The following is a 13999-nucleotide window of genomic DNA, read 5'->3' on the forward strand; positions in this document are numbered from 1 at the left end:
AGGTCAGGCGGGGCCCGAGCGGGTGGGCAGGACTTTGTCACGGGGGCGCGCAGATGAGGCCGATGACATTCTCACGCCTGGCCCCCCGCTCGAAGGCCGCGGTGTAGGCGCGCGTACCGAGTGCATGCCGTACCAGGCGGTCGGCCTCGGCGTGGGCGTCGTGAAACGGTCGCAGCCCGATGAGCGCCACCCCGGTCGTGCGCCGCAACCGGTGCGCGGCGCCGAGCAGTTCGGCGGCGTGGTCGTGCCGGTCGGCGGCGGCGATGGTCCAGGCGAGCGCCTCAAGACCCCACACGGGCCCCCAGCGGTCGTCGATGTCGTACTGGCGGCGCAGCGAGTCGCGGAAGAGCGCGGCGGCCCGTACCGGGTCGCCGTGGCGCAACTCCGCGAGACCGAGGCCCCACAGCGCCCAGGAGTAGGCCCAGGCCCCGCCGAACGTCTCGGCGTCGGCCAGGTAGGCGTCACCGGCGGCGACGGCGGTGTCCCGGTCCCCGAGGAAGGCGCAGGCCATGGCCCAGAGCATCGTCGCCATGTGGGCGTCACCGGTCGCGCCGTCCGCCAGGAACCGGTCCCTCGCCTGCGCCAGCAGCGGGATGGATCGCGGATCCCCGTGGATGAGCAGCGTGTGGGCGCCCTCGACATAGGTGACGGCGGCGGGGGCGTCACCGTCGGGGAACCGCGAGGTCAGGCGGCGGCAGCGGGTCAGGAACTCCTCGGCGCCCCGCCTGTCGCCCTGGCAGAGGGCGATCCAGGCGACCAGGGCCACCGCACTGATCTGGAGCGGGTCCGGCGGGCGCGGAGAGAGCGCGAGCCCGCGCTCCAGCCAGTGGCGGCCCTCGCCGATGGTGCTGCTGAAGAACCAGAACCGGGTCCGGGTGAGGTTGGCGGTGATCTCCAGCCCGCTCCGGGCCTCGCCGGGTTCGGTGACGCAGAAGTCCAGTGCCGTCCGGAGGTTCGGCAGTTCCTGCCGCAGCCGCGATAGCCATTTGACCTCGCGGGGACCGCACCAGTCGGCCGCGGCCCGTGCGACGGTGCTCCGATAGTGGTCACGGTGGCGCCGCCGCACCGCGGTCTCCTGACCGAGGTCGACCAGACGCTGCCTGCCGTACTGGCGGATGGTCTCCAGCAGGCTGTAACGCGTCCTGCCGCCCCGGGTGCTCACGACCAGGATCGACTTGTGCGCCAGGGCCGCCAGAACGTCGATGACGTCGTGGCGGTCGATGCCCGCACCGGAGCACACCGACTCGGCCGCCTCCAGGTCGAACCCGCCGCAGAAGACCGACAGCCGCGCCCAGAGCAGCCGCTCGTGCTCGGTGCACAGGTCGTGGCTCCAGCCGACGACGCCTCCCAGAGTCCGGTGATGGCGGGGTGCGTTCTGGGCGTCGTTGTCGGCCAGCAGCCGGAACCGGTCGTCGAGCCGGTCGAGGATCTCCTCTGCCGAGAGTGTCCCCAGCCGGACCGCCGCCAACTCGATCGCCAGCGGGACACCGTCCAGCCGCCCGCACAGCTGCGCGACGACACCGCGGTTGTGTCGCGTGATCCGGAAGTCCGGGGCCGAGGCCGCGGCGCGGTCGGCCAGCAGCGTCACCGCCTCGTAGCGGGTCAGCGGCGGCCTGGCCTCCTCCTCCGGAGGGGTTACGGGTGGCACGGTGAGGGGTGGCACCGGCAGGACGTGCTCGCCCTGGACGCCGAGTCGCTGCCGGCTGGTGGCCAGCACCCGCAGACCGGGCACCGCGCGCAGCAGCGCGGTCACCAATGTCGCCGCCGCCCTCACCATGTGCTCGCAGTTGTCCAGCACCAGCAACGTCCTGCTGTCCCGCAGATGCTCGATCAGGATGTCCACGCAGGGGCGCGCGGACTGGTCGCGGATTCCGAGAGCCTGCGCCACCGTCCGGTCGAGCAGTCCGGGCTCGGCCAGCGGGGCGAGGTCGGCGATCCACACCCCGTCAGGGAAGGTGGGCGACACCTGCGCGGCCAGCCGCAGCGCCAGCCGGGTCTTGCCCACTCCGCCCACCCCGGTCAGCGTGACCAGGCGGCTGGTCTCCAGCAGCCGCCCGGCATCGGTGAGCTGCCGTTCCCTGCCCACGAACGTCGTCATCTCGCTGGGGAGATTGCCGGACGGTCCCTTGGCGGTGAGTGCGGGATCGTTGTTGAGAATCCGCTGGTGCAGCTCCCGCAGTTCCGCGCCAGGATCGACGCCGAGTTCCTCGGCGAGGATCTCCCTGACGGAGTGGTGGCAGCGCAGGGCCTCGGCCTGGCGTCCCGACCGGTACAGCGCCAGCATCCGCTGTGCCCAGAACCGCTCCCGGAGCGGATGTGAGACGGTCAGCCTCCGCAACTCGGGGAGCACCTCCTCGTGGCGGTCCAGCGCCAGGTCGGCCTCGATGCGGGACTGGAGCGCGTCCAGCCTGCGCTCGGCCAGCACGGGCGCGACATCCCGTCGTAGCGTCTCCGACGGGATGTCCTGCAACGGCTCCCCGCGCCACAACCGCAGCGCCTCCGTCAGCAGCGCCGACGCCTGCTCCATGGCGTCTGCCGTGGCGGCGGTCCTGGCGCGGCGGGTCAGGGTGTCGAAGCGGTGCAGGTCGATCCGCTCGTCGTCCACCCTGAGCAGATAGCCGCGCGGGCAGGTCAGCAGCGGGCCGTCGTCCCCCAGCAGGCGCCGGCAGCGCAGTACGTAGTTCTGCAGGGTGTTCCTGGCGCCGCCGGGCGGGTCCTCTCCCCACAGGTGGTCCGTCAGCGTCTCGACGGGAACCACCTCGTTGGCGTCGAGCAGCAGCGACACGAGCAGCGTCCGCAGCTTGGCCGCCCGGATCGGCACGGGAACGCCGTCCCGAAGCACCTCGAACGACCCCAGAACCCTGAACTCGAAACCAGAACCCGCCGTATTCACTACGTAATGTAATCACAATATTTCTCTCTGTGATCGAGTGTGCGCGTCAAGCGTGCCTCGGGTGTGCGGTGAGCGCTTGATGTGACTCCGAGTGACCGAGATGTGACCGATGGGTGAGTGGCCCGCGGCACGGTGTGCGGTGACGGCGGGGCGTACACGCCCGGCCGATGGTCACACGACAGGAAGGGCATCTCATGTTCAAGCGTGTAGCCGGGATCGTGGCGGCGGTGATCGCGGCGGCGGTGATGGTCACCGCCGCCCCCGCTCCCGCCGGCGCGGCCTCGTTCTCCCGGGAACTCGCGGCCACGGCGCAGGCCGCGGGCGTCTCGGAGGCGACCGTCCACTCCATGGCGATGTCGCTGGTGAACAGCGATCCGGAGGACGAGTACCGCTTCCCCGACGAGGAGTTCCAGGACGCCCCCCGCTCCTGGAGCGCGGTGGTGGCGTTCGTCAAGAGGTTCTGGCGTCAGATCGTCGACGCGGCCAAGGCCGCCGGTGAGTGGGCGTGGTGGAAGGCGGGCAAGTGCGCCACCGGCGCCGTGACCGAGGTCTGGAACAGGTTCGGCGGAGACCTGACCGATCCGGAGGCGGTGCTGGCCGTGGCCGTCTACGGCTGCCTGAAGGGCCTGCGCGGCTGATCGTCCCGCCTGGCGGGCGGCACTCCCGATCACCGGGTCGGGGGTGCCGCCCGCAGGTCTGAGCTCGGGGTGGCGGACGGCCTCGGGATATCAGGGGTGAGGGTGATCTGGAACCGGCGGGCGCGGATGGTCCGGGTGTTCTGGCTGGAACCGTCCCCGCCGTTGATCCGTCTGACACCAAGTGAAGCCCCAGCCTGGTGTGAGACGGTTCATTCTGGCTCTGTCGCTGCTGCTTGCCGGGGCGGGGACCGCCTGCACGTCACAGCAACCGCCGGAATGGTCCGCAGAGCTTCCCGAGGAGCCGGCGGCACCTGCCGGCGGCGGGTGGCCGGAAGCGCTCATCACGGTGCCCAGAAAGCTCAAGAACGGCCGCTCGGTGGTTCCCCTCGCGATGCTCGGCAAGGACACGGCTCTCCTGACGACGTCTGAGCATCGTCCGGCACTCCTGAGCTTCAACGTCCGAACAGGACGGCAGACCGTCCTCGCCACGGCGCCGGAGTGGGCCGCCTGCGAGGAGTGTTTTGAAATCAAACGCTCGGCTGTCAACGCGGAACAGGTGGCCTTACTGGTTCAGGGCGAGAAGAAACCTGACCCGCGGTACGACGGAGAACGCCACATGGAACTGTGGGTCATGCCCCGAGCGGGCGGCCCTATGAAGATGGTGACCCGACTGCCTGCCAACGGGCAGGACTACTCCAGCGGCTTTCAGATCACTGACGATCTCGCACTCTGGTGGGGGTTCGACGGCGTATGGCATGTCCCCCTTACCGGAGGTGAGCCCAAGCAGGTGCTCCCCGGGCGGGCTCTCCGCGTCACCTCCTGGCCCTGGGCCTACGACATGCGGCGGCAGAGCATCGTCAATCTGGTCACTCACCAGGAGAACAAGGCGCGGCGCCTGGACGACGTCGAAGGGCCGTACTGCGGATCCGTATGGTGTGTCGGACGGGCCGACGCTCCGCCTCGTGAACTCACGAGGACTGTCATACAGCGAGTGGACGGCTCCGGGCGTACGATCGTCTCGGGATTCGCGCTGGGCCTGCTGCCCCCGATCCGAGGCCGATTCGTTCTCTTCGGCCTTCCCACGGCCACCGGAGACAACAAGTTCGGCCCCCCGTTCCAGCTGTACGACCGCTGCACCCGGCGGAAAGCACTCCTCGGCCCTCCTGACCGCGCCGAGACCGAGACCACCCGGGACGAGATCAGGTACGGCGCGGCGACACCCGAAATGTCACTCCTGATCTGGGAGGCCTCTGCCACGCGTTACACCGTCCTGGATCTCTCCCGCATCAGTGATGCACCCTGTGCCAACTGAGGTCGAACAGGAAGGCGGGCCGTACACGGTCCCAGGCATGCCACCGGGTCCCGGGTCTCGGCGTGTGGCGTTCGATCCGCCGAGATCTAGCTCGATATGTGTCGAAATTGTGATGATCAAGACAGGGTGCCCATCCATCGACATTTCGTACTTCCTGCCCATAACATCAAGTCTTCTTGGGACAGCCTTTACTGTCCCTTGAACCTTGGTTGGGGCCTTTTCCCGCCCCGCACTGATTGTTCGGGAAGGTTTGTCGATGTCTATAACACGCCTGGTGACGGGTCTTGGGGCGCCAACCGCCCCCCGTAGCCCGGGGACGGCACGCCGCGGCGCCGCGGCGCTGGGTCTCGCCGCCACCATGACCTTCGCCGGGGTCGCGGCGACCTCAGCCCCCGTCAGCGCGGCCGCCGACCCCTCCGTCGGACCGGTCTTCGTGGACGGCATGGCCCAGCCGGTGTTCTCGACGAACCGCAACGACTGGATCCGCGAGGAGGTGTGGGTCGAGACCCCGATCGACAGTGACGGCGACGGACGCAACGACCGGGTGCACGCCGAGGTCACCCGGCTCCGGGAGACGGCGACGGCCGGTTTGAAGTCGCCCGTCGTGTACGAGGCCAGCCCCTACTACGCCGGCGGCAACCCGGTCACGAACCACAACGTCGATCACGAGCTCCACGAGGCACTCCGTCCGGGCAAGGGCTGGATGAACCGCGGTGGTTCGAAGAAGGATCCGGCGACCGACGAGCGGCTGACCGCCGCCGGCGCGGCCGACGCGGCCGACGGTGACGAGGCCGTCACGGGCACCGGCCCGCAGCCCGTCATCAGCACCAGCCACGAGTCCAACTGGCTGCCTCGCGGTTTCGCGGTGGTCCATGCCGAGTCGCTGGGCAGTGGTAAGTCCGACGGCTGCCCGACCACCGGTGGGCGCAACGAGACCATCGGCGCGAAAGCGGTCGTCGACTGGTTGAACGGGCGCGCGAAGGCCTACGACGCCACCGGCAGGGAGGTCAATGCCACCTGGACGACCGGCAAGGTCGGCATGATCGGCACGTCGTACAACGGCACCCTGCCCAACGCGGTCGCGAGCACCGGTGTCGAGGGCCTCGAGGCCATCGTGCCGATCTCGGCGATCTCGAGCTGGTACGACTACTACCGCGCGAACGGCGCCGTCCTCGCCCCGGGCGGCTACCAGGGCGAGGACGCCGACGTGCTCGCGGAGTACGTCTACACCCGCCCGGACAGGCAGATCTGCCGCAGCGTCATCGAGGAGCTCGCGAAGGCGCAGGACCGGGTCACCGGCGACTACAGCGCCTTCTGGGACGAGCGTAACTACATGAACGACGTCGACAAGGTCCGCGCCGCGACGCTGGTCGCGCACGGGCTCAACGACTGGAACGTCAAGACCAAGCACGCCGCGCAGTGGTACGAGGCGCTCAAGGCGCGCGGGGTGCCGCACAAGATCTATCTGCACCAGGGCGGGCATGGCGGTTCCCCGAGCGTCAACGTGCTCAACCGCTGGTTCACCCGCTATCTGTGGGGCCAGGAGAACGGCGTGGAGAACGACCAGCGGGCGCTGATCCAGCGCGAGGACAGGACGCTGGTGGAATACCCCGAGTGGCCCGAACCGGCCGCGGCCGCCACCGAGCTCAACCTGGCGCCCGGCACGGACGGCACCGCCGGTGTCCTTACCGGCGACAGGACCCGCCTGGGCACGCCGGTGACCGAGACGATCGTCGACGACGCGTCGAAGCGGGCGCTGACCCTCGCCGACGCCGTGACCTCTCCCAACCGCCTGGCCTACAAGTCGGGGGCGCTGACCGGTGCGGTCCGGCTCAGCGGCACGCCGCAGGTATCACTGCGGATGTCCTTCGGCCGGCCGGCCGCGAACGTCACGGCGCTGCTCGTCGACTACGACCAGAACGGTAAGGCGAAGATCATCACCCGGGGCTGGACGGACCCGCAGAACCGTAAGTCGATCTCGAAGACCGAACCGGTCAAGCCGGGCAGCCCGTACCGCCTCGACTTCGACATGCAGCCGCATGACTACGTGTTCGCGGCGGGACACCGTATCGGCATCGTGCTGCTGTCGAGCGACTACGAGTACACCATCCGGCCCACCCCCGGCGCGACGCTGCACCTCGACACGACGAAGAGCACGGTCATGCTGCCGCTCGTCGGCGGGGCGGCCGCGTTCACCGCGGCGAACGGCTGACCCGGGTCCCGGCAGGCAGAGCGGGCCGCCAGACGGCGGCCCGCTCAGCCGGTGGGTGCCGGAAACTCGGCCTACGCTCATGGCCCCGATCGCCTCGGCCGGATCCTGACGCGAAGGTCGCTGGGATCACCTCAGTGCCGGATGCTCCGGCCTCATGAGGTGGTGGGCGCCGACTGCTCGGGGGCGGGGCGGCGGATCGGGGTGAAGAGCGCGGTCGTCGCGATCAGCAGGCAGGCGGTGCCGGCCAGGAGGCAGATCACGGTGACGCCGTAGCCGCCCGCACCCCAGGTCAGGACGGCCGCGCCCACCGGGCCGAGGGAGAAGTGGATCGTCCAGAACGCCGAGGTGACGCGGCCGAGCAGGTGGTCCGGGGTCACCTGCTGGCGCAGGGACATCGAGCAGATCCCGGCCACGCTGACGCCGCAGAGGTAGACGGCCATCAGGGCGGCGATCACCGGGACACGGCCTGAGAGGCCGACGCCCGCCATGGCGAGCCCGCTGGTCGCGAGGGCGCCGATCCAGGTGACGCCGAAACCGAGCCTGCGGCGGACGGGCGCGACGAGCACGGCTCCGGCGATCGTGCCGGCCGCGGCGACCGCGAGGACCGTGCCGACGGTGCCGTCGGAGTGGCCCAGATCGTGCTTGAGGTGGTAGATCAGGACGTCGGTCATGCCGAGCGTGAAGAAGATGAAGAAGGAGAGCAGGATCGTCAGGGAGCGCAGCACCGGGTGCCGCCAGAGGAATCGGGCACCGGCCAGCAACTCCTGCCAGGGCCGCTGGCGCGGCGGTGCGGGCGCGCCGGCCTCGGGTCGCTTGAACCGGACGAAGTACAGGCCCGCCGCCGACAGCGCGAAGCTCGCCGCGTTGATGGCGATCGCCGCGGTCGGGCCGAACTGTCCGGAGACCACCCCGGCGAGCAGCGGGCCGCCGACACCGGCCGCCGCGGCGGTCGCGTAGAGCCGGCCGTTGGCCTCGGTGATGCGGTCGCCGTCGACCAGGTTGCGCACCGCGGTCACGTAGGTGACCTGGAAGACCATCCCGATCGCCTCGCTGAGCGGCAGCACCACGTAGAGCAGCCAGACCTGGGGGCCGAACGCCCAGACGAGCGGGATGAGCCCGTACAGCACCAGGCGGGCGAGGTCGCAGCAGATCAGCAGGGTCCGCCGGTCGAGCCGGTCGGCCAGGATCCCGGCGAAGATCCCGGCACCGACCGACGCGGCACCGGCCACGCCCGTCAGCAGGCCCATCTGCGCGACAGACCCGGTCACGTTCAGCACCAGCAGCGGGATGGCGATGTAGGCGAACGAGTCCCCGGCGACGGAGAGCGTCTGGGAGACCCAGAAGACGTTGAAGTTCCGGTCCCGCCACAGCGGGCGCGCGTTCTCTGCTTCCTCAGGTCTCGGCACCAGGGGACTATCCCTCACCGTGGCGACCTTTTCCAGTGGTTAACCCCGTTCTCCGCGTCGTCGCAGGTCGGGGCCATTGACGATCATTCCAGGTCGATCGGGGTCACGTGCGGCGTACGGAGTCAATCGTCCAGAACGAAGGACAGGTAGCGGTCGGCGGAGCGGCGGACGGCCTCGGCGCCGTCGGTGTGCACGATCCGCTTCCACCAGCCGCCGTAGACGCGGTCGAAGGCGTACGGCTCCAGCGGCGACAGGCGCGGCGGATCGTGGCGGGGCGTTCGGGGATGTCACGGCTCCCGGTGGAGACGGGCCGAGCGGCGGCCCAGGTGCAGCAGCGGCGGACAGGTCAGGCGGGTGCCCCAGCGAGTGGGGAGGGCGAAGGCGACGGCCTTGGCCGGTGCGTCGGTGGTGAAGGTCGTTGTGGGGTAGGCGCGGCAGTGCCCCCGGGAGAGCTCCCGGACCAGCAGCAGGCCACGGCCGCTCTCCGCGAGCGGGTCCGGCGCGGCCTGCGGACGGGACCGGTCGAGGACTGCGGGGATCCAGCCCAGGTCGGGGTCGCCGTCGACGAACTCGCACCACGCGGGGACGCCCGCCAAGCTGAAGACGCGGATCTCGTACGGCGGGCAGGCATGCCGCTCGCAGTTGGCGGCCAGCTCGGCCGCGATCGCCTCGGTGTCGGTGACGTCGTCGCCGGGCAGGCCCTCGGCCAGCAGCACCTCGCGCACGACGGCGCGGGCCCGGCGGGAGGCCGAGCCCGAGTGCAGGACGGCCACCAGCATGCCGACCTCGCCGAGGGCCTCCTCCGGGGCTCCCACACTGGTGACGGTGATCCCCTCGCGGGGGACGCCCGGGACGCCGGACGGGTCCGCCGCGCCGTGGAAGGTTGGCCGCATGTGCGCACTCCATAACTTTCGGTGACTGTTCCAGCAGGAAACGCCACGGGATGGGCGGCGGCCAGGTTCAGGCGCGGGCGTTGTGATTCCCCGTGCGGGGCGCGCGGGGGAGCCGTCGCCGCCGCGCGCCGTTCGGATCATCCTGGTGGCTGGTCGTTTCCTGGTCGTTTCCGTCGGAGGGCGAGCCGCGCGAGCCGCATTCATCGACAATGGGTTAATAGTTCGTTGCTCTGGGTGATGGAGGTCGTCATGGATGGTGAGGGACGTCCCGAGCTGGTGCGGGCTCGCCGGCGGATGGGCATGAGCCAGGACGAGATCGCGGCGGCGCTGTGGGTGTCGGCGACGACGTGGAGCCGGTGGGAGCGGGGTCGTCAGGAGATCCGGCCGGTCTACCGGGCGCGGATGGCCGAGGTGTTCGGGGTGGACCCGGTCGAGGTCGAGCGGTGGATCGAGGGCACCGCGCCGGTCGATACGGAAGCCTGGCTGATTCCGGACTTCAGCGACCTGTCGCTCGGGGCTACCGTCGAGGCGGCCGGGCGACTGTGGAGGTGCGACGTGGATCCGGAACGGCGACACGTGCTGGCCGCGCTGCCGTTCGTTCCGGCGGCACTGGGCGGGTGGCTGTCGGAATGGAGTTACGGCGCCCCGAACGCCTCGGCGGCGTATCAGGGGTCCGGGGCGGCGGTGGGGCTCTCCGACGTCCGGCGGATCGTCGAGGCGCGGCAGGCGTTCGGGGAGATGGATCATCGGTTCGGGGCCGGACTGGTACGTCCCGCCGTGGTCGACTATCTGAACACCGTCGTGGCGCCATTGCTCCGAGGCCGCTACGACGACAAGGTCGGGGCCAAGCTGATGACGGCCGCGGCGGCGATGACACAGATGGCAGGCTGGACAGCTTTTGATCTCGGCCGCCATGGGCAGGCCCAGCAGTACTTCGGTCAGGCGCTCAAGTTGGCGAAAGCCGGTGGCGACGCGTTGACAGGCGTGTGGGTACTGACCAGTTTGACCCAGCAGGCGATATACCTGGAGCACACCTCTCAGGCGGTGTGGCTCGCCCGCGCTGCGGTGGACGCGGCCCGCCGGGCGCAGGCGCCGTCCCAGGTCATGGGGTTGCTGTTGGTCAGAGAGGCGTGGGCGACCGCCCAGCAGGCGATGCCGTCCGAGACTCGGGACGCACACCAGGCGAAGCGAGTCGAAGAGCTGCTCGCCGAAGCCGAACGGGTGTACGCCCAAGGAGGCACCGACCGTGATCCGGCATGGATCGCATGGCACGACGAACCGGAACTGGGCTCGGAGATAGGGCTCTGCTGGGAACTGCTCGGCAGGTACGAGAGGGCGGCCGACTGCGCAGAGTCGGCGATATGCGCGTTCATGGAGAAGCGCCCTCGTTCTGCCCAGATCAACCGAATGAACGCTGCCGAGGCGTATCTCGGTATGAGTGAGGTGGAACAGGCTGTCGAGTCGGCGCGGGCTGCGATCCCGATGGCCAGGTCACTGACATCAGTGCGCTCGGTCGAACGCATCAGGAAGTTCTCCGACCGCCTTGAGCCGTACGAGACGACCATCCAGGTCCGGGAGTTCCGCGCCTACCTGGACAGCGAGCTTGCCTCCTGAAATCTCAGACTTGGCCTTCCGATGTGCCCCGCCGGGCGAGGCGGGGCACATTCGTGAGCCGTCGAGTCAGGAAGACGGGGCGGGAGCGGGTTTCATCCGAGGCGTTGAGTCCCTCATCGATAAGGGCGAGCAGCGGGAACCTTCTCTGCACTTTGCAAGGCGCCGCGCCTGGCAGCGCGAAATCAGTGGCCCGAGAGCTGGAGGTTCCGTAGCGTGTCGGTCATGCCGATGCCCGTCCTGTACTGCCGTGATCCTCCTGATTCAGTGAGGGGCGCGTAGGCAACCGGTCGTGGCGGCGTAGCGTGGCGATGCTCCCAAGCAGAATCGACCGGCATGAGTGTCGCAAGATCGGTGGCCGCTGCAGGCCCGATGACGCAGGTGTGGCCGGGAGCGGCAACCGTCCGCGCTTGCGGTGACCGGATCTGGCTCCGCGACCCGGTCACCTGATCCACGGGACAGGCCCTAGTCCGGTCAATAGAGCTTGTCGGGCCGGGATCGTCACGTCGAGGAGTCGTCCAGAACAAAGGACAGGTAGCGGTCGGCGGAGCGGCGGACGGCCTCGGCGCCGTCGGTGTGCACGATCCGCTTCCACCAGCCGCCGTAGACGCGGTCGAAGGCGTACGGCTCCAGGAGCGACAGGGCGCGGCGGATCGTGGCGGGGCGTTCGGGGATCAGGTTGGGGTAGCTGTACATGAAGCTGACCCAGCGGCGGTCGGCCACCACCTGGAGGATGTCGCCGGAGAACAGCGCGCCCCGGCCGTCCTCGGCGTCGCGCCAGTGCATGACCTGGCCGCCGTCGAAGTGCACGCCCGCGTTGACCAGCGTCACTCCTTCGAGGATCTCGTGGGTGTCGCCCTCCCAGAAGACCACCGACTCGTCGGGGCGGGCCACCCAGGCGCGGTCGGCCGCGTGCAGGTGGATCGGCGCGTCGAAGGCGTGCGCCCATTCGACCATCGAGCCGTAGAAGTGCGGGTGGCTGATCGCGATGGCGTCGACCCCGCCGAGCTCGCCGACCTGCCTGATCAGCTCGTCGTCGAGGTGGGTGACCATGTCCCACAGCACGTTGCCCGCGGGAGTGCGGACCAGCAGGGCGCGCTGTCCGATGGCGGTGGCGGGGTCGGTGCCGATGCCGACGACCCCGGTGCCCTCCTCGGCGAGGTGCGCCCGGTGCCCGCTCTCGCGGAGCTCGTTGAGGGAGGTCCAGCGCTGGCCCTCCCAGCCGACGTACTGCCGCTCGTCCTGGCAGATCGGGCAGTCCTCCCGCGCCGCGGCGTACTGGACCCCGCAGGTGCGGCAGATGGGCAGATCGTTCAATGCGAACCCCGGTAGACCTGCTCGCCGCCGACGAAGGTCATCGCGACGCTCGTCCGCCAGATGTCGGCCTGCGGCTCGGTGAACGGGTCGCGGTCCAGGACGACCAGGTCGGCGCGGTTGCCGGGGACGATGGTCCCCGCGTCGTCGTCGTGGTTGATCCGGGCCGAGCCGGCGGTGTAGGCGGTCAGCGCGGTGGCCAGGTCGAGCGACTGGCCCGGCAGGAAGGGTGTCTGCGCCGTCGGGTAGCCCGCGTGCACCGAGCTGGGCGGCTCGGTGCGGTTGACCGCCACGTGCAGGCCCTGGATCGGGTCGGGGTTGGAGACCGGCCAGTCGCTGCCCGCGCAGAAGCGGGTGCCGGCCCGCAGCAGGTCGGCGAACGGGTACTGCCAGCCGGAGCGCTCCTCGCCCAGGAACGGCAGGGTCAGCTCGTCCATCTGGGCGTGGTGGGTGGCCCAGAGCGGCTGCAGGTTGGCGGTCACGCCGAGCTCGGCGAAGCGCGGCACGTCGGAGGGCTCGACGATCTGCAGGTGCGCGATGTGGTGCCGGTTGGCCGGGTCGGTCCCCTCGAAGCTGTCCAGCGCCTCGCGGACCGCCCGCTCACCGATGGCGTGGAAGTGCACCTGGAAGCCGTGCCGGTCCAGCTCGGCGACGCACTCCTTCAGCAGCGCCGGCTCCACGTACGACAGGCCGGTGCCGCCGCAGCGGCAGTAGGGCTCGATCACCGCGGCGGTGAAGTTCTCGGCGATGCCGTCCTGCATGATCTTCACCGAGGTGGCGCGGAACCGCTCCAGGCCCGTGGCCGATTCGCGCCGCTCCAGCAGCTCGGGGATCTGCTCGGCGCCGCGCGTCCGGTCCCACCACAGCGCGCCCACGACGCGGGCCCGCAGCGTGCCGGAGGCCGCCGCCGAGACGTACGTGGACAGCTGGTCGTCGTAGCCCGCGTAGGAGCCGACGATGGCGTCCTGCCAGCCGGTGACGCCGAGGGAGAACAGGTGGTCCTGGGCCGCCAGCAGCGCCTCGTGCATGTCCCGGGCGCTGGGACGGGGGGTGAGCAGGCCGACCAGGTCCATCGCGCCCTCGTGCAGTACACCGCTCGGTGTGCCGTCGGCGTCGCGCTCGATCCGGCCGTCGGCCGGGTCGGGGGTGTCGCGGGTGATCCCGGCCAGCTCCAGCGCCCGGCTGTTGACCCAGGCGGCGTGGTGGTCGCGCTGGATCAGATAGACCGGGCGGGTGATGACGTCGAGCTGGGAGCGGTGCGGGAGGCCGCCGGGAAAGGCCGACATGTCCCAGCCGCCGCCGTCGATCCACTCGTGGCCCGGGTGGGAGTCCGCGTAGGCGACGATCTTCTCCAGGTACTCCGGCAGGCCGTAGACCTCGGACAGGTCGCATCTGGCCCGCTCCAGGCCCGCCTGCACCGGGTGGATGTGCGCGTCGGTGAACCCGGGGGTCAGCAGGCGGCCGTCCAGGTCGACGATCTCGTGGCCGGGGGCGGCCAGCCGTACGACGTCGGACTCCGTGCCGACGGCGGCGATCCGGCCGTCACGGACCAGCACCGCCTCGGCGAAGGCGTCGGTGGCGAGGAAGACCCGGCCGCCCCGGAAGAGCAGGTCGCTCACTGTTGCACCATCTTTCTGTCGGTGGCCCGGAGGCCGCTGACGCCCCGGGGCGCCGCTTGATCACCTACACTGCACGCTCGACCGGCCGAGGTCCAGCGTGA

At 70.2% G+C, this 13999-nt stretch carries 9 protein-coding genes; 4 read left to right on the top strand and 5 right to left on the bottom strand.

The features are described from left to right. Positions 1–37: 37 nt before the first annotated feature. Positions 38–2893, bottom strand: coding sequence for a BTAD domain-containing putative transcriptional regulator (locus tag ACQP0P_RS18885; protein ID WP_433378453.1), 2856 nt, complete (start codon positions 2891–2893; stop codon positions 38–40). 194 nt (positions 2894–3087) lie between these two features. Between ACQP0P_RS18885 and ACQP0P_RS18890 the strand changes: the two genes are divergently transcribed. The 3 genes from ACQP0P_RS18890 (at position 3088) to ACQP0P_RS18900 (ending at position 7055) form a co-directional block, all read left to right on the top strand. Next, positions 3088–3531 (top strand): hypothetical protein, encoded by a 444-nt coding sequence (locus ACQP0P_RS18890; protein ID WP_433378456.1) that lies wholly within the window; start codon positions 3088–3090, stop codon positions 3529–3531. 199 nt (positions 3532–3730) lie between these two features. Further along, on the top strand, positions 3731–4843 hold the full coding sequence (locus tag ACQP0P_RS18895) for a hypothetical protein (protein ID WP_433378459.1): 1113 nt from the start codon (positions 3731–3733) through the stop codon (positions 4841–4843). A gap of 256 nt (positions 4844–5099) precedes the next feature. Then, on the top strand, positions 5100–7055 hold the full coding sequence (locus ACQP0P_RS18900) for a Xaa-Pro dipeptidyl-peptidase (RefSeq protein ID WP_433378462.1): 1956 nt from the start codon (positions 5100–5102) through the stop codon (positions 7053–7055). Between the two features lie 152 nt (positions 7056–7207). On the opposite strand, the gene ACQP0P_RS18905 is transcribed toward ACQP0P_RS18900, so the two are convergent. Together ACQP0P_RS18905 and ACQP0P_RS18910 are read right to left on the bottom strand one after the other, a co-directional pair. Next, positions 7208–8461 carry an MFS transporter gene (locus tag ACQP0P_RS18905; RefSeq protein WP_433378465.1) on the bottom strand — a complete coding sequence of 418 codons (1254 nt, stop codon included), beginning with the start codon at positions 8459–8461 and terminating at the stop codon, positions 7208–7210. 287 nt (positions 8462–8748) lie between these two features. Further along, entirely contained in the window at positions 8749–9354 is a 606-nt protein-coding gene (locus ACQP0P_RS18910) for an ATP-binding protein (RefSeq protein WP_433378468.1), read from the bottom strand. A 249-nt stretch (positions 9355–9603) separates the two neighbouring features. Between ACQP0P_RS18910 and ACQP0P_RS18915 the strand changes: the two genes are divergently transcribed. Next, entirely contained in the window at positions 9604–10968 is a 1365-nt protein-coding gene (locus ACQP0P_RS18915) for a helix-turn-helix domain-containing protein (RefSeq protein WP_433378471.1), read from the top strand. 498 nt (positions 10969–11466) lie between these two features. On the opposite strand, the gene ACQP0P_RS18920 is transcribed toward ACQP0P_RS18915, so the two are convergent. Together ACQP0P_RS18920 and ACQP0P_RS18925 are read right to left on the bottom strand one after the other, a co-directional pair. After that, positions 11467–12282: a hypothetical protein gene (locus tag ACQP0P_RS18920; protein ID WP_433378474.1), complete on the bottom strand. Its 816-nt coding sequence runs from the start codon at positions 12280–12282 to the stop codon at positions 11467–11469. Further along, positions 12279–13898 carry an amidohydrolase gene (locus tag ACQP0P_RS18925; RefSeq protein ID WP_433378477.1) on the bottom strand — a complete coding sequence of 540 codons (1620 nt, stop codon included), beginning with the start codon at positions 13896–13898 and terminating at the stop codon, positions 12279–12281. The genes ACQP0P_RS18920 and ACQP0P_RS18925 overlap by 4 nt, the downstream gene beginning before the upstream one ends. Between the last annotated feature and the right edge of the window lie 101 nt (positions 13899–13999).

This window comes from Streptosporangium sp. CA-115845 (assembly GCF_050943795.1).
GTDB lineage: Bacteria > Actinomycetota > Actinomycetes > Streptosporangiales > Streptosporangiaceae > Streptosporangium.

Excerpts from the sequence above, each read along its gene's own strand:
- ACQP0P_RS18890 (WP_433378456.1), top strand. The coding sequence starts at position 3,088 with ATGTTCAAGCGTGTAGCCGGGATCGTGGCGGCGGTGATCGCGGCGGCG.
- ACQP0P_RS18900 (WP_433378462.1), top strand. The coding sequence starts at position 5,100 with ATGTCTATAACACGCCTGGTGACGGGTCTTGGGGCGCCAACCGCCCCC.
- ACQP0P_RS18910 (WP_433378468.1), bottom strand. The coding sequence starts at position 9,354 with ATGCGGCCAACCTTCCACGGCGCGGCGGACCCGTCCGGCGTCCCGGGC.
- ACQP0P_RS18915 (WP_433378471.1), top strand. The coding sequence starts at position 9,604 with ATGGATGGTGAGGGACGTCCCGAGCTGGTGCGGGCTCGCCGGCGGATG.